21 protein-coding genes and 1 tRNA gene are annotated in these 21,716 nt (G+C 65.6%); 9 read left to right on the top strand and 13 right to left on the bottom strand.

Features of this window, described 5'->3' with window-relative positions:
- Positions 1-14: 14 nt before the first annotated feature.
- From MJ606_RS11420 to MJ606_RS11400, 5 genes are all read right to left on the bottom strand, one after another.
- Entirely contained in the window at positions 15-1,220 is a 1,206-nt protein-coding gene (locus MJ606_RS11420; RefSeq protein ID WP_243049642.1) for a DUF3142 domain-containing protein, read from the bottom strand.
- 90 nt (positions 1,221-1,310) lie between these two features.
- Positions 1,311-1,913, bottom strand: coding sequence for a response regulator transcription factor (locus MJ606_RS11415; protein ID WP_243049641.1), 603 nt, complete (start codon positions 1,911-1,913; stop codon positions 1,311-1,313).
- Positions 1,914-2,067: 154 nt separating this feature from the next.
- Positions 2,068-3,225: a sensor histidine kinase gene (locus tag MJ606_RS11410; protein WP_243049857.1), complete on the bottom strand. Its 1,158-nt coding sequence runs from the start codon at positions 3,223-3,225 to the stop codon at positions 2,068-2,070.
- Between the two features lie 89 nt (positions 3,226-3,314).
- Complete coding sequence (locus MJ606_RS11405; RefSeq protein ID WP_243049640.1) at positions 3,315-4,109, bottom strand: ABC transporter permease; 795 nt, start codon at positions 4,107-4,109, stop codon at positions 3,315-3,317.
- Positions 4,109-5,023, bottom strand: a complete 915-nt coding sequence (locus MJ606_RS11400; RefSeq protein WP_243049639.1) for an ABC transporter ATP-binding protein — start codon at positions 5,021-5,023, stop codon at positions 4,109-4,111. Before MJ606_RS11400 ends, MJ606_RS11405 begins: the two co-directional genes overlap by 1 nt.
- 285 nt (positions 5,024-5,308) lie before the next feature.
- Between MJ606_RS11400 and MJ606_RS11395 the strand changes: the two genes are divergently transcribed.
- The 5 genes from MJ606_RS11395 to MJ606_RS11375 all read left to right on the top strand — a co-directional run bounded on the left by MJ606_RS11395 (position 5,309) and on the right by MJ606_RS11375 (position 11,782).
- On the top strand, positions 5,309-6,805 hold the full coding sequence (locus MJ606_RS11395; RefSeq protein WP_243049638.1) for an aminotransferase class III-fold pyridoxal phosphate-dependent enzyme: 1,497 nt from the start codon (positions 5,309-5,311) through the stop codon (positions 6,803-6,805).
- Between the two features lie 133 nt (positions 6,806-6,938).
- Positions 6,939-7,289, top strand: coding sequence for a PsiF family protein (locus MJ606_RS11390; protein ID WP_243049637.1), 351 nt, complete (start codon positions 6,939-6,941; stop codon positions 7,287-7,289).
- Positions 7,290-7,393: 104 nt separating this feature from the next.
- Positions 7,394-8,035 carry a uracil phosphoribosyltransferase gene (gene upp, locus MJ606_RS11385; protein ID WP_243049636.1) on the top strand — a complete coding sequence of 214 codons (642 nt, stop codon included), beginning with the start codon at positions 7,394-7,396 and terminating at the stop codon, positions 8,033-8,035.
- Between the two features lie 293 nt (positions 8,036-8,328).
- Positions 8,329-9,975: a methyl-accepting chemotaxis protein gene (locus tag MJ606_RS11380; protein ID WP_243049635.1), complete on the top strand. Its 1,647-nt coding sequence runs from the start codon at positions 8,329-8,331 to the stop codon at positions 9,973-9,975.
- Between the two features lie 13 nt (positions 9,976-9,988).
- Positions 9,989-11,782 carry an EAL domain-containing protein gene (locus tag MJ606_RS11375; protein ID WP_243049634.1) on the top strand — a complete coding sequence of 598 codons (1,794 nt, stop codon included), beginning with the start codon at positions 9,989-9,991 and terminating at the stop codon, positions 11,780-11,782.
- A 52-nt stretch (positions 11,783-11,834) separates the two neighbouring features.
- Here MJ606_RS11375 and pip read toward each other — a convergent pair whose 3' ends face one another.
- The 3 genes from pip to MJ606_RS11360 all read right to left on the bottom strand — a co-directional run bounded on the left by pip (position 11,835) and on the right by MJ606_RS11360 (position 15,388).
- Positions 11,835-12,791 carry a prolyl aminopeptidase gene (pip, locus tag MJ606_RS11370; protein WP_243049633.1) on the bottom strand — a complete coding sequence of 319 codons (957 nt, stop codon included), beginning with the start codon at positions 12,789-12,791 and terminating at the stop codon, positions 11,835-11,837.
- 68 nt (positions 12,792-12,859) lie between these two features.
- A complete protein-coding gene (locus tag MJ606_RS11365) occupies positions 12,860-13,891 on the bottom strand; it encodes a YncE family protein (RefSeq protein WP_243049632.1) in 1,032 nt (343 codons plus the stop codon).
- 114 nt (positions 13,892-14,005) lie between these two features.
- Positions 14,006-15,388, bottom strand: a complete 1,383-nt coding sequence (locus MJ606_RS11360; protein WP_243049631.1) for an FAD-binding oxidoreductase — start codon at positions 15,386-15,388, stop codon at positions 14,006-14,008.
- 121 nt (positions 15,389-15,509) lie between these two features.
- Between MJ606_RS11360 and serA the strand changes: the two genes are divergently transcribed.
- On the top strand, positions 15,510-16,742 hold the full coding sequence (gene serA / locus MJ606_RS11355; protein WP_243049630.1) for a phosphoglycerate dehydrogenase: 1,233 nt from the start codon (positions 15,510-15,512) through the stop codon (positions 16,740-16,742).
- Between the two features lie 9 nt (positions 16,743-16,751).
- On the opposite strand, the gene MJ606_RS11350 is transcribed toward serA, so the two are convergent.
- Entirely contained in the window at positions 16,752-16,973 is a 222-nt protein-coding gene (locus MJ606_RS11350; RefSeq protein WP_243049629.1) for a hypothetical protein, read from the bottom strand.
- Positions 16,974-17,357: 384 nt separating this feature from the next.
- Here MJ606_RS11350 and MJ606_RS11345 point away from each other — a divergent pair, with 384 nt between their 5' ends.
- The 3 genes from MJ606_RS11345 (at position 17,358) to MJ606_RS11335 (ending at position 18,349) form a co-directional block, all read left to right on the top strand.
- Positions 17,358-17,648, top strand: coding sequence for a hypothetical protein (locus tag MJ606_RS11345; protein WP_243049628.1), 291 nt, complete (start codon positions 17,358-17,360; stop codon positions 17,646-17,648).
- Positions 17,649-17,685: 37 nt separating this feature from the next.
- Positions 17,686-17,904 (top strand): hypothetical protein, encoded by a 219-nt coding sequence (locus tag MJ606_RS11340; RefSeq protein WP_243049627.1) that lies wholly within the window; start codon positions 17,686-17,688, stop codon positions 17,902-17,904.
- Positions 17,905-18,151: 247 nt separating this feature from the next.
- Positions 18,152-18,349, top strand: a complete 198-nt coding sequence (locus tag MJ606_RS11335; RefSeq protein WP_243049626.1) for a hypothetical protein — start codon at positions 18,152-18,154, stop codon at positions 18,347-18,349.
- 134 nt (positions 18,350-18,483) lie between these two features.
- Here the strand turns inward: MJ606_RS11335 and MJ606_RS11330 are convergent.
- From MJ606_RS11330 to pheT, 4 genes are all read right to left on the bottom strand, one after another.
- A tRNA-Pro gene (locus MJ606_RS11330) sits at positions 18,484-18,560 on the bottom strand.
- A 72-nt stretch (positions 18,561-18,632) separates the two neighbouring features.
- Positions 18,633-18,989 (bottom strand): MerR family transcriptional regulator, encoded by a 357-nt coding sequence (locus MJ606_RS11325; RefSeq protein ID WP_019467383.1) that lies wholly within the window; start codon positions 18,987-18,989, stop codon positions 18,633-18,635.
- Positions 18,970-19,269 carry an integration host factor subunit alpha gene (gene ihfA / locus MJ606_RS11320; protein WP_019467382.1) on the bottom strand — a complete coding sequence of 100 codons (300 nt, stop codon included), beginning with the start codon at positions 19,267-19,269 and terminating at the stop codon, positions 18,970-18,972. The genes MJ606_RS11325 and ihfA overlap by 20 nt, the downstream gene beginning before the upstream one ends.
- Position 19,270: 1 nt before the next feature.
- Entirely contained in the window at positions 19,271-21,703 is a 2,433-nt protein-coding gene (gene pheT / locus MJ606_RS11315; RefSeq protein ID WP_243049625.1) for a phenylalanine--tRNA ligase subunit beta, read from the bottom strand.
- Positions 21,704-21,716: the final 13 nt, after the last annotated feature.

Raw genomic sequence — 21,716 nt, 5'->3', positions numbered from 1 at the left:
GCGACAGGACGCACTCAGCGGGCCGACCAGGCGTCGATATGCATGGCCGCCGGCCCCTGGCAACGCAGCCAGCCGATGCGCAGCTGCTGGCCCGCGCGCAGCAGGCCAGCCTGCGTGCGCAGCAGGAACATGCCCTGGCTCGTGCGCTGCAGCGCGAAACCGTTGATGCCATCGGCGAGCTTGCAGGCGGTGTCCAGCCGCACCAGCGAAGGCAGCGGCACGTCGGCATTGCCCGCATTCAACAGCAACAGGTCATGCAGGGGCGCTTCCCGACGCCCGCCCACCTGCGCCAGCAGCGACACCTTCAACGGCGTGCGTGCCAGCACCGCGCGCCAGGTAGCCGCGCTCCAGGCACGCATATCGTCGTCCGTGGGCAGGCGAAACCACACGATGCCGGCAAGCCCCCGCGGTGGGTTGGCATCCAGCGATGCAACGAATGCCTGCATGACCGAGGGATCGGCGAACAGCTCGCTGGCGTCATCGCCATGGACCAGCGTCGGCCGTTCGCTCTCGATGGCGGCGATGCGCCCCTGCGCATCCCACGATACCCGGGTGCCGTACGCAGGCAAGGCGACGCGCCAGGGCTTGTGCATGCGCCGGGCAAAGCTGGCCAGCCATGCACGCGCCTGTTCGGGATTGAAAAGACCGGCGCGCGGCGACTGCACCGCATGTACCTGCAGCACGGCTTCATCCACCTGGGCCAACAGCTTGTCCAGCTCGGCGCTGTCCAACCAGGTGGGCAGCGCGGTGATCGAAAGCCGCTCGCCCGAATGCAGCAGCGGACGCAACGCCGCGAGGAAATGCGTATAGGCAGGCAGGCGCGCCGTGGCGCCATCGTGGTCGATCTCGATGCCGGCGAAGGAGAGGCCGTGCGCGCGCCAAGCCGTCACGACATCCTGCACATGGGCCCGCAGTACCGCTTCATCCCACTGGGGCAGCTGCCCCTCGATCCGCACCACCGCGACCACCGGCTCGCCGGTGCTGGCAAACACGTTCCAGTCCGGGGTGAAGACGCGCCACTGCCCCTGTACATCCACTTCGGCCGCCAGCACCCGCCAGCCATGCACCACGTCGACATTCTTCTGCACGGCCTGCGCCAGTGCCGGCGTCCACTGCCGTTGCCATACATAGGCCTGGTTGCCGAGCGGCGCATGCCTGGCATGGCAGCCGGCCAGCCACAGCACCGCAAACCCGAGCAGCAGCCAGGGCAAGCGTTGCACCAGGTGGAGCATCCGGGACGACAAGGCGGCACTCGGGCGGAAAACGGTAGCGCCTATTGCACCCCAACGCCGGGACGCTGGCTATAGGGATTACAACCAGCCCTTCTGTCGGGCCAGGCGGTAGGCCTCGATGCGGTTGGTCGCCCCCAGCTTGCCGATGGCCTCGGACAGGTAGTTGCGCACCGTGCCATGCGAAAGATTGAGCTGGCTGGCGATGTCATTGGCCGACTGCCCTTCGCCGGCAAGACGCAGCACCTGGCGTTCGCGATCGTTGAGCGGGTCCGCCTCCGACCAGGCTTCCAAGGCCAGCTGCGGATCGATGGCGCGCCCGCCACGATGCACCATGCGCAACGCCTCGGCGAGGTTCTCGGCCGGCGCGTCCTTCAGCAGATAGCCGGATACGCCGGCATCCAGCGCGCGACGCAGAAAACCGGGACGCGCGAAGGTGGTCACGATGATCACCTTGATCGGCAGTTCGTGGCGCTGGATGCGTTGCGCCAACTCCAGCCCGGTGAGGCCAGGCATTTCGATATCGGTCACCAGCACGTCGGGCTTCAGGCGCTGCAACTCGCGCCATGCCGCCTCGCCGTCCGCGGCCGAGCCAAGCACCTCGATATCCGATTCGAGATTGAGCAAGGCAAACAGCGCGCCACGCACCATCGCCTGGTCTTCCGCCAGCAATACGCGAATCATGCGGCGCTCCTATGGGCACTGATGCCATTGCCATGGGCGGCCAGGCCGCCGCCATTGTTAGCGCTGATCTGCATCCGCAAACTGTCCGTACAAAGTGAATTGGCACGCTGGCCGAAGTGGCCCGAGCATGGCGTCATCGGAGAAATCCAGCACGTCATGTGGCATGCCGCTGTTGCGCCGTCCAGCCGGTGGCTGCTTCCCTGCCGGCTTGCGGTGTCTCGAAGAGCCGGTTGCGCTGCCGCAGCGGCACGGTGATCAACAGTCGCGTGCCGCGGCCCGCCGGCGAATCGACCTTCAACGAGCCACCCAGCGCCTTTACCCGCTCATGCATGCCGCAAAGGCCATTGCCGTGGTCGCCAATGCCACCGCGGCCATTGTCCGCCACGCGAAGTTCCAGCGTGTCGCCGACCAGCTCCAGCGTGACCCACGCCTGATTGGCGCGGGCGTGACGCGCGATATTGGTCACCGCCTCGCGCAGCACCAAAGCCAGGCCACGCTCCAGGTCCACCGGCAATGCGGCGGGAAGACTGCCGTAGTCGAGCGCGACGTCGGACGATTCGAGCAGCAGCTTGGCCGCGGCCAGTTCGGCGGCAAGATCGGTGGCGCGAATGCCGGTAACGGCCGAACGCACCTCCGCCAGCGCATGTCGCGCCACCCGCTCGGCCTCTTCCAGCTCGCGCCTCGCCGCGTCGCTGTCGCGATCGAAAAGCTTGCGCGACAGCTCCAGCTTCAAGGTGATCAGCGACAGCGTATGACCGAGCAGATCGTGCAGATCGCGACCGATGCGCTCGCGTTCGGCCGTGGCCGCCAGCCGGCGCACCTCCTCGTGCGAGAGGCGCAGTTCGACATCCTTCTCCTCGCTCATGCGCTCGGCATTGACGGCGATGCCCACGATGAAGCTGCTCACCGGCATCCACAGCACGGCCTGCCACGGGTAGTGCAACAGCCATGCCTCGAACAGGCAGATCGCGTTGAGCACGGCCAGCGCCGCCATGTAAGAACGCAGCGTCATCCGTCGACTGCACAGCAACACGCAGCCATACATGAAATAGGTCAGGCCACTGGGATACCAGGGCATCAACAGCAGGCCCAACGCCACCAGCATCAATGAATAGCGGTAGGTGATCCGTTGCGAGTCCAGACAGCAGCGCGCGTACAACAGCAGGAACACCGGATAGCTGAGCAGGGTCAGCAGAACCCAGCGCACGGTGAACTGGTCGAATACCGGGGTGATGAACACCCATATCGACCACATCAGGTGCACCGCATCGACCCAGGGCGATTTACCCTTGCGGATGCTGTGCGCCACCATCGAATCAGGCGCCGGAGTAAACCAGGCACGTATCAGTTTGCGCACCGCAACCACCTCCCCTGGTCACCACCATCGGCTCGCATCGTACTTCAACCCAGGCGACGCAGGCGGCGGGCGGCGAGCATGAAGAACACCAGGGCGAAGCCGGCCAGGATCAGCACGTTCTGCCACAACGCCGGCTGCCCCAATCCCAGGCTGCGCAGCGCCAGCAGATGCAGATGCGCGCTGGGCCACAGGGGCGCCACGCGCTGCAGCGCCGACGGCAGCATGGACAGCGGAATCCACAGCCCCGACAGGAACGACATCGGCAGATAGATCAGGTTGAGCACGCCCGGCGCACCCTGCCCCTTGACCAAGGTGCCAGCGAACATGCCAATCGCGCAGAACGGCAGTACGCCCAGCATGCCGGTCACCAACAAGGAGCCCGCCTGGATCAGCGTGACATGCACATGCGCCAGGCCCATCCCCATCGCCAGCAGCAGCACGATCACCATGCCCGCCGCCAGCATCGCCATCAGCATCTTGCCCAGCAGATAGGCCCCCGGCGGCATCGGCAAGGCGCGCTTGAGCGTGAGCAGTCCATTCTCGCGCTCCGCCGCCAGCGAGACGCCAAAGCCGAACAGGCCCGGGCTCATCACGCCAAATACGGCATAGCTGGCCAGCAGGTAGCGCGCGGCATTCGGATCGGCGCCATGATTCATCACGATGCCGAACAGCAGGTAGAACATCGTCGGGAACAGCGTCACCGGCAACAGGAAACCGGGTGCGCGGAAATAGCGAAGACACTCGCTGCGCGCCTCGGCGATATAGGCGCCCAGGGCACGGCGCCACGGCATGCGGCCATCGTCATATGTCCAGGTCGCGGCGATCTCATGGGTATGCATCAGGCAGCCTCCCGTTCGGTGTCCGGTTCGCGGGTGAGTTCGGTGAACGCCTCGGCCAGGCCGGCGCGCAGCACTTCCAACCCCGACAAGGCCGGGTCGGCATCCAGCAGGCGACGCAGCACGTTTTCCGGCGCGTCGGTGCGAATGTGCAAGCCGCCGCGATCGTGCTCCACCGCCGCCACATGCGGCCAGGCGGCAACGGCGGCCGCGTCCAGGTCGGTAACGCAGCGAATACGCGTCAAGGCCACTTTGGAACGCAACGCATCCACGCTGCCGTCGCTGAGCACGCGGCCCTTGGCGAGCACCACCACGCGCTGCGCCAGCGCCTCGGCCTCTTCCAGATAGTGCGTGGTGAGCACCACCGCGCAACCTTCGGCAACCAGGCCGCGAATAGCGACCCACAACTTCTGGCGCGCATCGATATCCATGCCCACGGTGGGTTCGTCGAGGAACAACAACTCGGGGCGTCCGCATAGCGCCATGGCAAATTGCACGCGCCGTTGCTGGCCACCCGACAGCGCGGCATAGCGGCGTGCCAGCAGGTCGGCAATACCTGCCAGTTGCGCGGTTTCCTGCAACGTGCGCGGCGCGGGGTAGTAACTCATGGTCAGGCGCAGCAACTCGGCCACGCTCAAGGTGGCGGGCAGCATCGCCGATTGCAGCATCACGCCCACGCGTCGGCGCGCAGCGATGTCCTGCGGGTCCTTGCCGAACAGTTCCACGCGCCCTGCCTCGGCGCGCACCAGCCCCAGCAGCAGGCTGATCGCGGTGCTCTTGCCGGCGCCGTTTGGCCCCAGCAAGGCAAGCAGTTCGCCGCGGTGCAGCATGAGATCCAGACCGTCCAGCGCTGTTAAAGCACCGTAACGCTTGACGACGCCAGCAAGGCTGGCAACAGCTTCGACAGACGCTTTCATGGCTCCTCCTCGTTGGCCGCCATGCTAGGCGGGGCAAGGGTTTGCCAGCAGTCGCCAGCGTCAGCCCGCGCAGGTGACAAGCGTCACCCGGGGTACCGGCGGCGACAGCGCCGCGCTATGCTCGGAAAGTCGTTGCATTGCCACATCCGTGATGGATCGCAGTGCGGCAAGGCCCTCGCGGGCCAGGGAAACGCTGAACAGTCACGCGTTTCCATCCAGCATTTTTGACACGTCGGCGCGCATGCCATCGGGACGGCAGGCAAGTCGACCTTTAAGGAGGAACCCATGGGCGTGATTGATCAGCTGCGCGAACTGCGCGAATTCGGCGGAGCGCCGCAGACCACCGGCCTGGACGACGCCACCATCGAGCGCTTTGCCGCCAGCCATCCGCAACTGGCACAGGCGATCGAGGAAGCCGTTGCGCGCCATCGCGAGCTGCGCGGCGAGCTGGGCGACTTCCTCAAGCTAGACGAAGCCGAACAGTTGGCGACAGCACAGGCCGGGTTCGTCAATTTCTACCCGGACGACGCGATCAATCCGTACCTGCCCGCCGCCGCGCGCGGCCCGTGGGTGGTCAGCCTCAAGGGCGCGGTGATCCACGACAACGGCGGCTACGGCATGCTCGGCTTCGGCCACAACCATCCGGCCATCGACGCCGCGTTGGCACGCCCGCAGGTGATGGCCAACGTGATGACGCCGAGCATCGCGCAGATGCGTTTCACCCAGGCGATGGATCGCGAGCTGGGCCGCCAGCGCGGCGGCAATCCGTACTCACGTTACCTGTGCCTGAACTCAGGTTCCGAAGCGGTGGGCCTGGCTTGCCGCATCGCCGACGTCAACGCCAAGCTGATGACCGATGCCGGTGCCCGCCACGCGGGACGCGCCATCAAGCGCGTCGCGGTGAAGGGCGCGTTCCACGGCCGCACCGACAAGCCGGCGCTGTATTCGGACTCCACCCGCAAGACCTACCTGCAGCACTTGGCCAGCTATCGCCATGAAGACACGCTGCTGACGGTTGCGCCCTACGACATCGCGCAGCTCGAAGCCGTGTTTGCCGATGCCGACAAGCATGGCTGGTTCATCGAGGCGATGTTCCTTGAGCCGGTGATGGGCGAAGGCGACCCGGGCCGCGCGGTGACGCCGGAGTTCTACCAGAAGGCCCGCGCACTCACCGAAGCACATGGCACGCTGCTGCTGGTCGACTCGATCCAAGCCGGCCTGCGCGCGCATGGCGTGCTTTCGGTCACCGACTACCCCGGCTTCGAGAAGCTCGCCCCGCCGGATATGGAAACCTTCTCCAAGGCACTCAACGCCGGCCAGTATCCGCTGTCCGTGCTGGCGGTGTCCGATCGCGTGGCCGAGCTGTACCGCAAGGGCATCTACGGCAACACCATGACGGCCAATCCACGCGCGCTCGACGTGGCCCTGGCCACGCTCAACGAGTTGAGCGACGACGTCCGCAACAATATCCGCGAGCGTGGCAAGGAGTTCGTGGACAAGCTCAACGTGCTGAAGAACGAACTGGGCGGCCTGATCACCAAGGTACAGGGCACCGGCCTGCTGTTCTCCTGCGAACTGGCGCCGGAGTTCAAGTGCTACGGCGCGCACTCCATCGAGGAATACATGCGTGAACGCGGCGTCGGCGTGATCCACGGCGGTACCAACTCGCTGCGCTTCACCCCGCACTTCCTGGTCAGCAGCGCCGAAGTGGACCTGGTGGTATCGCATGTGCGCCAGGCTTTGCTGCAAGGCCCGCGTAAACTCAAGGCCGAAGCGGCCTGAGCCGTGACCTGTTCCCCGCGACGAGCCTGACGACCGTCGCGGGGACGAATGGCAGGTCGCCCCTCCCTACCGGCCAGCCACAGGCATAGACTTGCCCCGCCGGCACTCGCCGGTCATCAAGGAGGGTACCCGCATGTCCTCGCGTTTGAGCCTGATGGTCGCCAGCGTCGCGCTGGCTTTTGCCGCCTCTACCGCCTTCGCCGCGCCGCAGGCCTCCACCAGCAGCCCGCCCGCCAAGAACTCGCAGCAGCAACGCATGACCGACTGCAACAAGCAGGCAACAGGCAAGACCGGCGACGATCGCAAGGCGTTCATGAGCAGTTGCCTCAAGGGCGAAGCCCCGGCCGCGCCAGCCAAGCAGACCCAGCAGCAGAAAATGACCGCCTGCAATGCCGATCCGCAGGCCAAGACCCTCAAGGGCGATGCCCGCAAGGCCTTCATGAGCAACTGTCTGAAGGGCGACGCCGCCCCGGCCGCGCACTGATACGCACCTGGCCGCAAGGGTGCCGGCAACCACCGGCACCCTTTCTTTGTGCATGACACATGGCGTAGGCGACAATCGCGGCAGTCCACTTGCCAGGTTGCCTCATGAAGATCGTCGAAGTTCGCCACCCGCTCATCCAGCACAAGCTTGGCTTGATGCGCCGCGCCGGCATCAGCACCAAGGAATTCCGCGAGCTGGCCTCGGAAGTTGCCTCGCTGCTGACCTATGAGGCCACCAAGGACCTGGAAACCATCGAGCGGACCATCGAGGGCTGGGCCGGCCCGCTGACCGTGCACCAGATCAAGGGCAAGAAGGTGACCATCGTGCCGATCCTGCGCGCGGGGCTTGGCATGCTGCCCGGCGTGCTCGACATGATTCCCGCCGCCAAGGTGAGCGTGGTCGGCCTGCAGCGCGACGAGGAAACGCTCAAGCCGATCGCCTATTACGAGAAGCTCACCGGCCGCATGGACGAACGCATCGCATTGATCGTCGATCCGATGCTGGCCACCGCCGGCACCCTGGTGGCCACGGTGGACATGCTCAAGGCCGCCGGCTGCAAGCGCATCAAGGGCTTGTTCCTGGTCGCCGCACCGGAAGGGCTCAAGCGCATCGAGGCAGCCCATCCCGACGTCGAGATCTACACGGCGGCCATCGACGATCATCTCAACGAGCACGGCTACATCCTGCCCGGCCTCGGCGATGCGGGCGACAAGATCTTCGGCACCAAGCAGCTGCCCGGTGGTTGAACGGTAACGATCAACACGTCGTCATTCCCGCGCAAGCGGGACTGACGAGCGAAAAACTGGCAGCCCACAGAAAGGCCTCGTCATCACCCGCGAGGCCTTTGTGCTGGTTGCGAGTGAGAAATGCAGCACAAAAGTCATTCGGCGGACACATTGCCGTGTCATTTTTCCCGCGCTTCTCCGCCCCGCTGAAATAACAGCAACATATTGTTTCAAAAGATATTTTTTATGCATTTTCGCTAAAGTTGCAGCTCGGTGAGCCGACAGCTCTTGCAGTTCCCTCACCTTGACTCCCCATGTTCAAACTACCGAAGTGGATTCCCCAACTGACGCTGCGCAAGCGCTTGCTGCTGCGCCTGCTGTCCATTCTTGGCCTGCTTGCCGTGATGTGTGCGGCGGGCCTGATGCAGCTGCACCGCGCGGATACCCGCATCCAGGGCCTGGTGGAAGGCTCGTTGAGTCCCGTCGCGGATGTCGGTCGCGTGCAAAACGACTACAACAGCAGCCTGCAGGCGCTGGTGCATGCCGTGTTATCGCAGTTGCCCTCGGCCGTGGATGACGCCCACACGCGTATCCATAGCGATCGCGTGGATGCCGAACGGCACTGGAAGCAGCTGCTGAGCAGCGAGCTGGCGGTGGAGCAGGCGCAGTCGCTCAAGCTGACTGCCACGCATCGCGCCGATGCCGACCGCACCATCGACGAGACGCTGGCCTTGCTCGACGCCGGCCAGTTCGATCTGGGTGCACTCAAGCTGAGCACCGAAGTACAGCCCGCCTACGAGCCCCTGCAGAGCGACTTCGCCAACCTGTTCCAGGCGGCGCTGGCCAAGGGCAACGATCAGGTGCAGACGCAGCGCCAGGCCGATCGACAAGGCATGATCGTGCTGATCGTGCTGCTAGCCCTGGCCCTGCTTTCCACCATCGCGCTCGACGGCGCGCTGATGCGCACCTTGATGCAGCGACTGAAGCTGGCCACGCAGGTGGCGCAACGCATCGCCTCCGGCACGCTCGGCGAAACAGTCGACGCCGGCGTGGACGACGAACTGGGCAAGCTGCTGCGCGCCCTCGCGGCGATGGATGCGCAGCTCACCCGCGTGTTGAGCCATGTGCGTGCCAGCGCATTGTCCGTGGACGAACGCGCACGCCACCTGGCGCGGGACAACCACGCGTTGAGCCACCGCACACAAGCCCAGGCCGCCAGCCTCGAGCAGACCGCGGCTTCGATGGAGCAGATGGCCGCCACGGCCGTACAGGGCGCCGGGCATGCCGATGGCGCCGCCAACGCGGCACGCGAAGCGCTGGGTCATGTGGAACAAGGCCGCCATGTCGCCGGCGAGGCGCTCCAATCCATGCATGCCATCGAACAGGCCAGCCGCGACATCGCCGAGATCGTCGACCTGGTCGACAGCATCGCCTTCCAGACCAACCTGCTCTCGCTCAATGCCGCCATCGAAGCGGCACAGGCCGGCGAGCGCGGGCGCGGCTTCGCCGTGGTGGCATCCGAAGTGCGCCTACTGGCGCGGCGCTGCGTGGAGGCCGGCAAGGACATCCGCCGCCTCGTCGCCAGCAGCAGCGAAGCGGTGGACGTGGCGCGCGGGCGCGTGGCGCTGTCGGGCGAAGCACTCGATGGCATCGTGCAAAGCATGGCGCGCGTGTCCGACCTGGTAGCGCAGATTTCCGATGCGGGCCAGACCCAGGCCAGCGGCATCACCCAGATCAATCGCACCGTGGTGGAAATGGACCAAATCACCCAGGCCAATGCCGGGCTGGTGGAGGACATCAACGTCACCGGCCGCGCCCTCAACACCGACGCCGAGGCGCTGATGCGCCAGGTTGCCTTCTTCCGTCTTCCCGGCGAACAGGAAGATGCTTATGGACCGACGCACGATGCGCGGCCCTCGCCCGCCATGAAGCCCACACCACAGGTCGCTACGGCGGCCTGAACGCAGCCAAGGCATGTCAGCCCATCTCGCCTACTACGACACCCCACCCACCATGCTCGAACGCGCACTTGCCGGCGGAGGCCTGATCCCAGTCTTCCAACCCCTGGTGCGCGTCGATACCTTCGAGGTCGTCGCGCACGAGGGGCTGAGCCGTTGCACCCCTATGCCCGGCAACTTCTCCATCCTCGACCTGCTGGACCTCGCCCGCATGGAGGGCCGCCTGGCCGACGTGGAACTGCACGCCGCCCGCACCCTGTGCCACGCCTTCGCCAAGCACGGCAGCGGCGGGCGACTGCTGGTGAACCTCAGCGCCCATGCCATCCTGCAGGACACGCTGCGGCCGGACGACGTGCTGTCCACCATCGTCGCCAGCGGGCTGGACCCTGCCCGCGTCACCATCGAGGTAACCGAGCGCGATGTGGTGGAAAACCCCGCCCGCCTGGCCCACGCACTGGGCTATCTGCGCGCGCACGGCATGCGCATTGCCCTGGACGATTTCGGCAACGGCCATTCCAGTTTCGAGATGTGGAACGAGATCCACCCTGACATCGTCAAGATCGACCGCTATCTCATCAATGGCCTGTCGCGCAGTGCCGGCCGGCTGGCGATCGTGCGTGCGCTGTGCCAGGTCGCCGAGACGCTGGGCACCGAGCTGGTCGGCGAAGGCGTGGAAGATCCCGCCGATCTGCGCGTGCTGCGCGACCTGGGTATTCCGTATGCACAGGGCTTCCTGATCGGCCACCCGGCGCCCGAACCGGTGAGCGAAGCCAGCCCGGAAGCCCAGCAGGTGCTGCGCGCGCCGTCCGTCGCCGTGTTGCCGCGCCCACGCGGCCCGGTCACGCAGCGCCCCACCCAGGTGCGCCACCTGCTGATGGAAGCACCCTTCGTGCATCCGTGGCAGACCAACGATGAAGTGATGGCGCTGTTCGTCGACCACCCGGAGCTGCACGCCGTGGCCGTGGTCCGGGACGGCCACCCCATCGGCCTGATCAACCGGCGCCTGGTCAACGAGCGCATGGCCCAGCCGTTCGCCCGCGAGCTGCTGGCGCGCAAGTCATGCACCGCCTTGATGAACGGCGCGCCGCTGATATGCGACGAACACCGCAGCCTGGAAAGCCTCGCCGATGTGCTGCGCGGCGAGGACCAGCGCTACCTGAGCGACGGCTTCATCGTCACCAGCGGCGGTCACTATCGGGGACTGGGTACCGGCGAGGCACTGGTGCGCCGCGTGAGCGAATTGCGCATCGATGCGGCGAGGCATGCCAACCCGCTCACCTTCCTGCCCGGCAATATTCCCACCACCGAACACCTGGAACGATTGCTCGACGGCGGCGAACGCTTCGCCGTGGCGCATGTCGACCTGACCGATTTCAAGCCGTTCAACGATCACTACGGTTATTCGCGCGGCGACGAGATGATTCGCCTGCTATCGAGCCTGCTCAGCGAACATGTCGATCCGGCGCTCGATTTCATCGGACACATCGGCGGCGACGATTTCGTGGTGCTGTTCCAGAGCGCTGACTGGACGGCACGCTGCCAGCGCGTCATCGACGCGTTCAATGCACGCTCGCCGCACCTGTTCGATGCCACCGACATCCAGCGCGGCGGCCTGCATGGCAAGGACCGGCGCGGCGAACCGCAGTTCTTCCCCTTTACCGCGGTGGTGATGGGCGCGGTCGAGCTGATTCCGCCGCTGCCGCAGCGGGCGCAATCCATCGCCATGCTGGCTGCGCGCGCCAAGCGCCAGGCCAAGCGCGCGAACCTGGGCCTGCATGTGCTTGGACGCACGGTGGCGCCCATGACCTGACGTCCATGGCCATTCCAACGCAAGCCGGAATGACCATGGGCCGCCGGTAGCTTCAGCCGCGGAAGCGATCCGTGGCCTGCACCAGTTCGGAGATGTTGCCGGGCTCGAAGGCCGAATGGCCGGCGTCCTGCACGATGCGCAGGTCGGCTTCCGGCCAGGCACGATGCAGGTCCCACGCACTGCGCATCGGGCACACCACGTCGTAGCGACCCTGCACGATCACCGCCGGAATCTTGCGGATGCGCTCGACGTTGCGCAGCAACTGGTCATCGTGCTCGAAGAAACCGCCGTGCACGAAGTAATGGCATTCGATGCGCGCGAACGCCAGGGCGAATTCGTCCTCGCCACTGGATTGGATATGTGCAGGATCCTGCCACAGGTAACTGGTGGCGCCTTCCCACACCGACCAGGCACGCGCCGCCTTCAACCGCACCTGCGGATCGCTGCTGGTGAGGCGGCGATGGTAGGCACTCATCAGGTCGCCATGCTCGGCCTCGGGAATGGCGTTGAGATAGGTTTCCCACGCATCCGGATAAAGCGCGTCGCAACCCTTCTGGTAGAACCACTCCAGCTCCCAGCGACGCAGCATGAAGATGCCGCGCAACACCAGCTCGGTGACGCGATCGGGATGCGTCTGCGCATACGCCAGCGCCAGCGTCGAACCCCACGAGCCGCCGAACACCTGCCAGCGGTCGATGCCCAAGTGCGTGCGGATGCGTTCGATGTCGTTGACCAGGTGCCAAGTGGTGTTGTCGGTCAGCTCGGCATGCGGCGTGGACTTGCCGCAACCGCGCTGATCGAACAGCACGATGCGGTACACCGCCGGATCGAAGAAACGCCGGCACTTGGGGTTGGTGCCGCCGCCCGGGCCACCGTGCAGAAACACCACCGGCTTGCCATTCGGATTGCCGCTCTGCTCGTAGTACAGCGTGTGCAGGTCGGAGACCTTGAGCATGCCGCTGTCATACGGTTCGATCTCGGGATAAAGGGAACGAAGTGCCTGCGACATGCTTATGCTCCTCAGCGAACGGGGGACGGCCATTTAGGCTAGCACGCCCCCGCCCGAAGGACCTGCGCTTACGGACGCCCCACCGTCAGCAGCGTGAAACTGTCGGGAACCACCGCGGGCCGGGCACCACCCGCGCTCGGCGGCGAGACCCATTGGGCCGCCGACAGGTACAGGCGATGCAGCTTGGGATCGAGCGCCAGCGTGCGCGCACTCGGCTGCGTGGAGATGTTGGCGATCACGCTGTAGTGATCGGCATCGTCCTGATGCACGGCGGTGATGGTTCCGCTTTCGCCATTGGCGCTGAAAGCGGTCGAGGTGGCCTCGTCAAACACCACTGCATCCGGCCCATCGCCAATCGGCACGCTGGCCACTAGTTTTCCATCCTGCGCATTCACCACGGCCATCTGCTGGTTGTCGCAGACGGAGAACAGGCGATGCTTCCGGTTGTCGATGGCGAGGCCGGTAGGCGCCTGGCACGAACCAAGCGACAAGGTGGTCATCACGGCATTGGTCAGGCTGTTGATCTCCACCAGTTGGGCGCGATCTTCCAGGTTCACGTAGACGTGACCCGCCTCGTCGGCGGCCGCAAATTCCGGCTTGCCCGGCAGCGCGACCGTGGTGACGATCTCGTTGCGGACGGGATCGATCACGCTGAACGAGCGACCCTTGCCGTTGAGCGTGAATACATGCTTCGAGGCGGCGTCATAAATGATCGCGTCCGGCTTCTCGCCGGTGCCCTGGATCACCGCGACGGTCGCCAGCGTATCCAGGTCGAATACCGTCACCGAGGCGCTCTGGCCGTTGCTGGTATAGCCATGATGCATGGCCTGATCGATGGCGATGCCGTGCACGCCCTGGGTCCCGGGAATCGTGCCGATCAGCTTGCCCTGGTCCACGTCGACCACCTGCACGCGATCGCCGCGGCTGATGAACAGGTGGCGGCGTTGCGCATCGAAATTCAGGTAATCCCAACCACCCGTGCCGCCCAGTTGCAAGCGTGACAGCACGCGGTAGTCTGCCGCCTGGGGGGCGGCAGCCACGTGGGGCGCACCGAGCATGAGCAGTGCCGAGGCCAGGGTCGCGCGGAGATATCGTTGCATGGACGGAATCATCGGAAGTGAGGTCCGTCGAGCATGCCGCAGCGGGCTTAGCGTCGCCTTAGCGCCCATGCCGGCAAGAGAGTGCCTGCGGGCACCCGCGCAGCCTTCCAGCGCTCACTCGAACAACTTGCCCGGATTGAGAATGCCCTTGGGATCGAACACCTGCCTGACCCCACGCATCAAGGCAATCTCCGCCTCGCTGCGCGTGCTCCCCAGGTAAGCGCGCTTGACCAGGCCAATGCCGTGCTCGGCCGAAATGCTGCCGCCATGGCGCCGCAAGGTCTCGGCCAGCAACTTGGTGACATGCTCGCACTGCGCGATGAACTCGGCCTCGGTGAGCTCGGCCGGACGCAATACGTTGATATGCAGGTTGCCATCGCCGATGTGGCCGAACCACACCACTTCGAAATGCGGATACTCCCGCCCCAGCAAGGCCTGGATTTCATGCAGGAAGGCCGGCAGCGCGCTGATGCGCAGCGAGATATCGTTCTTGTACGGGCGATGCGGCGCCAGGCTTTCGGTGATGCCTTCGCGCAGGCGCCACAGCGCGGCCGCCTGCGCCTCGCTTTGCGCCAGCACGCCATCGCTGATCCAGCCGTGCTCCACGCCCAGCTCGAACGCCGCCAGCGCGGCATCCTGCGCAGCGTTGTCCAAGTCGAACTCGGTCACCACGTAATACGGATGCTCGCCCTCGATCGCCCGCTGCGCCCCGTGCGCCAGCACGTGGCGCAGCGCGACATCGGTAAAGAACTCGAACGCCTGCAACGCCAGCTTCGAACGGAACAGCGCAAATACCTCCATCAGCGCGTCCATGCTCGGCAAGGCCAGCAGCATCACCTGCGACGGCGGCGGCGGGTCGGTGAGCCGCAGCGTCGCCTCCACCATCACACCCAGCGTGCCTTCCGAGCCGATCAGCAGTTGACGCAAGTCGTAGCCGCTGGAGTTCTTGATCAGCCCGCGATTGAGCTGCAACAACTCGCCGTTGCCCGCCACCACGGTCAAGCCTGCAATCCATTCGCGCGTGTTGCCGTAGCGGATCACGCGGATGCCGCCCGCGTTGGTGGCGATATTGCCCCCGATGGAACACGAGCCACGGGCCGCGAAATCCACCGGATAGATCAGCCCGTGCTCGCGTGCCGCCTCGTGGACGGCATGCAAGGTCATGCCCGCTTGCACGGTGAGCGTGCGATCTACCGCGTCGAAGCCGAGCACGCGGTTCATGCGCTCCAGGCTCAACACCAGCTCGCCGTGGGCGGCAACGGCGCCGCCAGACAGACCGGTACGCCCGCCCGAGGGCACGATGGCGACGCCATGCTCGTTCGCCCAGCGCACGATCGCCTGCACCTGGGCCACCTCGGCCGGCAGCGCAATGGCCAGCGGCGCCGGGGTCCAGCGGCGGGTCCAGTCGCGACCGTAGTGCTCCAGGTCGGCGGCATCGGTCAGCAGTCGAAGCGTGGGCAGCCGATCGGCGAGATCGGCCAGGCGGACATCGGTCATGAAGGCTCCTGGGATGTCCGTGCAGCCTGCCAGCGGCGGCCGGCAGCGTCCAGTGCTGCGACGCCGCAAATTGGTCTCAAGGTCTGGCATAGTGAAGGGGTACCCTCCTGCGCCATGGCCCATGAAGACCTCGTTTCCCAAACAAGACATCAAGGTGCTCCTGCTCGAAGGCGTCAGCCGCAGCGCCGTGGAAAGCTTCCGCCGCGCCGGCTACAGCCAGATCGAATTTCACGAAAAGGCCTTGCCGGAAGACGAGCTGAAAGCCCGCATCGCCGACGCGCACATCGTGGGCATCCGCTCGCGCACGCACCTGACCGACGAGGTGCTTCAGCAGGCTAAACGTCTAATCGCCGTGGGCTGCTTCTGCATCGGCACCAATCAGGTGGACCTTGGCGCCGCGCGCCGCCTTGGCGTACCCGTCTTCAATGCGCCCTACTCCAACACGCGCAGCGTGGCCGAACTGGTGATCGCCGAGGCCATCATGCTGTTGCGCGGCATCCCGCAGAAAAATGCTCTGTGCCATCGCGGCGGCTGGACCAAGTCGGCGGCCGGCAGCTTCGAGGCGCGCGACAAGGTGCTGGGCATCGTCGGCTACGGCCATATCGGCACCCAGATCGGCGTGCTGGCCGAAAGCCTGGGCATGCGCGTGATCTTCCACGACATCGAATCCAAGCTGTCGCTGGGCAATGCCCGCGCCGCCGACAGCCTGGACGATCTGCTCGAACGCGCCGACGTGGTCACCTTGCACGTGCCGGAAACCACCGCCACGCGGCTGATGATCGGCGCCGCCGAGCTGGCCCGCATGCGCCAGGGTTCGCTGCTGATCAACGCGTCGCGCGGCACCGTGGTCGATATCGACGCGCTCGCCGCCTCGCTCCGTTCGGGCCATCTCGCCGGCGCCGCGGTGGACGTGTTCCCGGTGGAGCCCAAGGGCAACGATGACGCATTCGTCTCACCGCTGGTGGGCATGGACAACGTCATCCTCACCCCGCATATCGGCGGCAGCACGCTGGAAGCGCAGGACAACATCGGCATCGAGGTGGCGAGCAAGCTGGTGCGCTACAGCGACAACGGCTCGACCCTCTCGGCGGTGAATTTCCCCGAGGTGTCGCTGCCCGAGCACCCGCACAGCCGCCGCCTGCTGCACATTCATCGCAACGTGCCGGGCGTGCTCTCGCGCATCAATGAGCTGTTCTCGGCGGGCAACATCAATATCGACGCGCAGTTCCTGCAGACCGACAGCGAAGTGGGCTACGTGGTGATCGACGTGTCCGCCGACGAAAAGCAGTCCGCCGCGCTCAGGGACAAGCTGTCGACGATTCCGGGGACGCTGCGCAGTCGCGTGCTTTACTGAGCCCAGGGCCTAGCGGCGGAACACGCGGAGGATGGCCTTCAGATTGCGCCGGTCCATCTCGCCCAGGCCCATCGCCGCACCGCGCGCCTCGGTCTCGGATCGATACAGATAGATCGTCTGGCCATACCGCCCCGGTATGGCCTCGCCCTCGGAAACCAGGTTCCAATGGCCACGCCACTGGCCATCAGGATCCGGGCCCTGGGCCCAGGTTTCGACGCTGATGGGACCCATGTGGGCGGCCTGACGGGACATCGATCCACGCTAGTCCTCCCGCTTGCCGGTTACAACACCGGCCCGCCGGATAACAAAACCGTGCGCCCGAAAGGTGTAGGGTCAGGGCGGTAGGTGTTGCCGTCGTGTGTTTACGCCGACCCACCTTCGACTTGCTCCCCCTCATCAGGAGCAGGCCAGGTCTCAACCAAGCGCCGCCCAGCAGCATGCCGCGCAACGTTGATCCCCGTCGAGACCGACGACTTGCCCCTGTGGCGGGTTCCGGCTCGCCTCCATGCGTTCCTGACGGCTGGCCCGTGACCGAATCACCCAGCGGCTCGATTCACACGAAAGCCAAGCTCCACCAGGCAATGCCCTGCCGAACCAAGCTCGGAGGCATCTGGCATGTATCCGCATTCGCTTCAGGCACCTGTCGCCACGCTGCTGTCCACCTTGTCGCTTTCGCGGCGGCCCCACGCCGCCGGCCACGCCCAAGCTCCCCCTGCCCAACTGACTCCCGACCAGTGGGGGCTGTTGCGCAGCATCAACCTGCGCAGCCCGGTCTGCGTCCTCGTGCCGGGTCATTTCGAAGACATGCGCCGGTTACTGGAACAACACCTCATCGCATTACGCCGGACACAGGTCTGGATCACCATGCGCGGCATGGAGTCCCTTTGGTACCACCGCCTGCATTGATCACCCGCCGCGCACTGCCTTCCCGCCACGGACACTTATGACCATTCCTTCCGTCATCGACAAAACCACGTTCCGCTACTGCGGCTACCTGATCCGCTGCACCGGCGAAAGCTTCACCATCACGCTGGCCGGCGACGAGGTGCTGTACCAGCCTTATCCCGGCTTGCGCGCCCGCTTGGGCAAGGCAACGTTCGGCCCCTGGATGCTCGAGCAGGCCAAATCCTTTGTCGATGCGCATCGCGAAGGAAAGGTCTGAGCATTTCGGCCGTTCCATGACCGATCCGCGCTCGCCGCCCGTGAGACCCGCAGGGCCGCATAGGCGTGGCGTCCCCGCTTAAGGCAATCCCCAGCCAGATGGCGTATGGTGGAGCCACGCCGTGTCGCCGTGTCCTGTCCATCGGTCATGGTTTCACCGCCCACTGAGTGAGCGCCTCGAGGTTTTCGAGGATTCGGAACACTGGTTTGCCGATCTGCGTAACTCAGATCCCATCGGGAGTATGGCGATGAATCCACCATCCAAGCACATATCCGTCGCGGATATTCACCTCGTCTATGGCGGCACGCAGGACCTCAAGCAGCGTCCCGCACCGGATGAGGCGACTCCCACCTATCGGACCACGTCCCACTTCGTCAGGGATTCATCCCACCCGGGCGTGTCCCCGGCCCGCCCGCTCGCGCCCAATACCCGCTATCGCCGGTAATGCGCAGGCGTTGACGCCCGGGCGTTCGCCGTTATCGCCGGCGCCTTGCACCATCGCACGTTGCAACGGGTACTGACTTTCACGCAAACAAAAACGGCGCCCCAGGGCGCCGTTTTTCATGTCACTTGCCGAATTGGTCGGGACGGCGGGATTCGAACCCACGACCCTCTGCCCCCCAGGCAGATGCGCTACCAGGCTGCGCTACGCCCCGACGATGCGGCAAGTCGATAAGTCTACCAGCTTAGCCGGTAGCACCGGAAGCCATTGGCAGTGGTTTTATTGCTCAGCGGCGCAGCAGCGCCAGCACCTCTTCCAGTTCCATGCGCACCTGGCGCACGATCTGGTGGGAGATGCTCGACTCCATGCGCGCCTGCGGGCCTTCCAGCCGTGCACGGGCGCCAGTGATGGTGAAGCCTTCGTCGTACAGCAGGCCGCGGATCTGCCGGATCATCAGCACATCGTGACGCTGGTAATAACGGCGGTTGCCGCGGCGCTTGACCGGATTGAGGGCTGGAAATTCCTGCTCCCAATAGCGCAGCACGTGCGGCTTCACGCCGCACAGTTCACTGACCTCACCAATGGTGAAGTAGCGCTTCGCCGGAATGGCGGGGAGTTCGGTGTTATTCCCTTGGTCCAGCATAGCCCTCGACTCGCACCTTGAGTTTCTGACCCGGTCGGAACGTCACTACCCGACGTGCGGAAATAGGAATTTCCTCGCCCGTCTTGGGATTGCGCCCCGGTCGCTGGTTCTTCTGTCGCAGGTCGAAATTGCCGAAACCCGACAGCTTGACCTGCTCACCCTTTTCCAATGCTTCGCGGACCACCTCGAAATAGGCGTCCACGAATTCTTTTGCCTCACGCTTGTTGAGGCCAACTTCGAGGAAAAGGCGCTCTGCCATCTCCGCCTTGGTCAGCGCCATCTTATCCTCGCAATCTCGCCTTGCATGCCGTCTCCAACGCTGCGACTGCTTCACGTATGTTACGGTCGGCGTCGTCGTCGGTAAGGGTGCGTGAAGCGTCCTGTAAAATCAAGCCCATAGCGAGACTCTTTCGGCCCGCTTCGACCCCTTTGCCGCTGTAACGGTCGAACAGGCGCAGCTCCTTGAGCTGGCCGCCCAGCGCCTGCCGGACCGCCTGCTCAATCTGTGACCAGCTGACCTCTTCGGGTACGTCCACCGCGATATCCCGGCGCACGGACGGGAAGCGGGGCACCGGCTGCGCCTTGGGCAGGCGGCGGCCCAGCACCGGTTCCAGTTCGAGCTCCAGCACGTGGACATCGGCGCCCAAGTCCAGGGCTTTAGCCAGCTGCGGATGCAGCGCGCCCAGGTAGCCGACGGTAACCCCATCACGGGTCACACGGGCGCCGCGACCCGGGTGCAACCAGGCCGGCAAGTCGTCGGCATGGACGGCCCAGCGCTGCGGCTCACCGCCCCAGGCGATCAGGGCATCGAGGTCGCCCTTGAGGTCATGGAAATCGAGCGTGCGTGCCACTTCGCCCCACTGTTCGGCGTGTGCCGTGCCGCAGGCCACCAGGGCCAGCGACGGGGTCTCCACCGGGGCAGGGGCCGCTTGTTGAGGAGTCCGGCCATGGATGGCCGGTTCTTCGCGGAGGGATCCGCCTGAACCAAAGACACGGCCCAGCTCGAACAGGCGCACCCGTTCCTGCTGGCGGGCACGGTTGTGCGACAGCGCCACGATCAGGCCCGGCAACAGCGAGGGGCGCATCACGGCCAGGTCGGCCGACAGCGGATTGGCCAACGGCACCAGCTGTTCGGTCATGCCCCAACGCTGAAGCAGGTCGTTGCCGACAAAGGCCAGGTTGACTGCTTCGTAGTAACCGCGGGCCGCCAGCTGCTCACGCACGGCCAATTCGTTGAGGCGCCCTTCTGGCTCGACCGCCAGGGTCAGTGCACCGGCCGGGGTATGCGTGGGGATATTGTCGTAGCCATGGATGCGCGCGACTTCCTCGATGAGGTCTTCTTCGCGCTCGATATCGAAACGACTGCTGGGTGCGGTGACCTGCCAGCCATCGGCCTGCGGCACCACCTGCATGCCCAGCGCGGTGAAGATGCGGGCGACTTCGGCGTCGGCCACGTCGACGCCCAGCACGCGCTTGAGCCGGGCGCGGCGCAGCGTCACCGTGGCCGGCTTCGGCAGGTCGGCCAGATTCTCCGCCACCAGCACCGGGCCTGCCTTGCCGCCGGCGATGGAGAGCAGCAGTTCGGTAGCGCGCTCCAGCGCGCGGCGCGGCAGCGCCGGGTCGACGCCACGCTCGAAGCGATGCGAGGCATCGGTATGCATGCCGAGCTTGCGCGCACGACCCATGATCGCGGCGGGCGCAAAATGCGCGGCCTCCAGGAACACATCGTGCGTGTCGTCGGTAACGCGCGAATCGAAGCCGCCCATCACGCCGGCGACCGCCAGGCCGTTCTGCTCATCGGCGATCAGCAGGAAGCCTTCGTCGAGCTTGGCCTCGGAGCCATCGAGCAGCTTGAGCGTTTCACCGGCGCGCGCGTGACGCACCACGATGTCGCCATTGAGCTTGGTGTTGTCGAACGCATGCAGCGGCTGCCCCAGTTCGAGCATCACATAGTTGGTGATGTCGACCACGGCGCTGATGGGACGCAGCCCGGCGCGTCGCAGGCGCTCGGCCAGCCACAGTGGCGTGCGTGCTTTCGGGTCGATGCCTTCGACAATGCGGCCAAGATAACGCGGTGCGTCGACACCGGCTTCCAGGCGAATGCCACGACGCGCCTCGCTGCTGACCGGCGCCGCCACCTGCTCGCCCGTCTTCACGTGGCTGCCGAACAGGGCGGCCACGTCATGCGCCAGGCCGAACAAGCCCAGGCAATCGGGACGGTTCGGGGTGAGCTTGAGCTCGATGCTGGCATCGGGCAGCCCCAGGTAGGCAGCAAGCGGCTGGCCCACCGGCGCATCGGCCGGCAGTTCCAGCAGGCCGGACGCATCGGCATCGATGCCCAGCTCCTTGGCCGAGCACAGCATGCCGAACGACTCCACGCCGCGCAGCTTGGCTGCCTTGATGTTGATGCCGCCGGGCAAGGTGGCGCCCACGGTGGCGAGCGGCACCTTGATGCCCACGCGCGCATTCGGCGCGCCGCAGACGATCTGCAGCGGCTCGCCCTGCCCCGCATCCACCTTGCACACCTGCAGCCGATCGGCCTCGGGATGCTTTTCGGCGCCGATGATTTCAGCGACGACGACACCGTCCAGACCTTCACCCAGCGGGGTGAGTTCTTCCACTTCCAGGCCGGCCATGGTCAGCGCATGGGCCAGTACCGCGCGGTCCGCGTCGATCTCGACCAGTTCGCGCAACCAGTTCTCGGAGAATTTCATGCGTATCGATTCC

It is taken from the genome of Dyella sp. RRB7 (assembly GCF_022761115.1).
Taxonomy (GTDB): Bacteria; Pseudomonadota; Gammaproteobacteria; order Xanthomonadales; family Rhodanobacteraceae; genus Dyella.
The sequence above is the reverse complement of the archived record's forward strand: the minus strand, read 5'-3'. Positions and strand labels throughout refer to the sequence as shown.

Bases quoted from the DNA above. Each gene is read 5' to 3' on its own strand.
- MJ606_RS11415 (WP_243049641.1), bottom strand. From the start codon at position 1,913: ATGATTCGCGTATTGCTGGCGGAAGACCAGGCGATGGTGCGTGGCGCG.
- MJ606_RS11410 (WP_243049857.1), bottom strand. From the start codon at position 3,225: ATGGTGGCGCACAGCATCCGCAAGGGTAAATCGCCCTGGGTCGATGCG.
- MJ606_RS11405 (WP_243049640.1), bottom strand. From the start codon at position 4,109: ATGCATACCCATGAGATCGCCGCGACCTGGACATATGACGATGGCCGC.
- MJ606_RS11400 (WP_243049639.1), bottom strand. From the start codon at position 5,023: ATGAAAGCGTCTGTCGAAGCTGTTGCCAGCCTTGCTGGCGTCGTCAAG.
- MJ606_RS11395 (WP_243049638.1), top strand. From the start codon at position 5,309: ATGGGCGTGATTGATCAGCTGCGCGAACTGCGCGAATTCGGCGGAGCG.
- MJ606_RS11390 (WP_243049637.1), top strand. From the start codon at position 6,939: ATGTCCTCGCGTTTGAGCCTGATGGTCGCCAGCGTCGCGCTGGCTTTT.
- upp (WP_243049636.1), top strand. From the start codon at position 7,394: ATGAAGATCGTCGAAGTTCGCCACCCGCTCATCCAGCACAAGCTTGGC.
- MJ606_RS11380 (WP_243049635.1), top strand. From the start codon at position 8,329: ATGTTCAAACTACCGAAGTGGATTCCCCAACTGACGCTGCGCAAGCGC.
- MJ606_RS11375 (WP_243049634.1), top strand. From the start codon at position 9,989: ATGTCAGCCCATCTCGCCTACTACGACACCCCACCCACCATGCTCGAA.
- pip (WP_243049633.1), bottom strand. From the start codon at position 12,791: ATGTCGCAGGCACTTCGTTCCCTTTATCCCGAGATCGAACCGTATGAC.
- MJ606_RS11365 (WP_243049632.1), bottom strand. From the start codon at position 13,891: ATGCAACGATATCTCCGCGCGACCCTGGCCTCGGCACTGCTCATGCTC.
- MJ606_RS11360 (WP_243049631.1), bottom strand. From the start codon at position 15,388: ATGACCGATGTCCGCCTGGCCGATCTCGCCGATCGGCTGCCCACGCTT.
- serA (WP_243049630.1), top strand. From the start codon at position 15,510: ATGAAGACCTCGTTTCCCAAACAAGACATCAAGGTGCTCCTGCTCGAA.
- MJ606_RS11350 (WP_243049629.1), bottom strand. From the start codon at position 16,973: ATGGGTCCCATCAGCGTCGAAACCTGGGCCCAGGGCCCGGATCCTGAT.
- MJ606_RS11345 (WP_243049628.1), top strand. From the start codon at position 17,358: ATGTATCCGCATTCGCTTCAGGCACCTGTCGCCACGCTGCTGTCCACC.
- MJ606_RS11340 (WP_243049627.1), top strand. From the start codon at position 17,686: ATGACCATTCCTTCCGTCATCGACAAAACCACGTTCCGCTACTGCGGC.
- MJ606_RS11335 (WP_243049626.1), top strand. From the start codon at position 18,152: ATGAATCCACCATCCAAGCACATATCCGTCGCGGATATTCACCTCGTC.
- MJ606_RS11325 (WP_019467383.1), bottom strand. From the start codon at position 18,989: ATGCTGGACCAAGGGAATAACACCGAACTCCCCGCCATTCCGGCGAAG.
- ihfA (WP_019467382.1), bottom strand. From the start codon at position 19,269: ATGGCGCTGACCAAGGCGGAGATGGCAGAGCGCCTTTTCCTCGAAGTT.
- pheT (WP_243049625.1), bottom strand. From the start codon at position 21,703: ATGAAATTCTCCGAGAACTGGTTGCGCGAACTGGTCGAGATCGACGCG.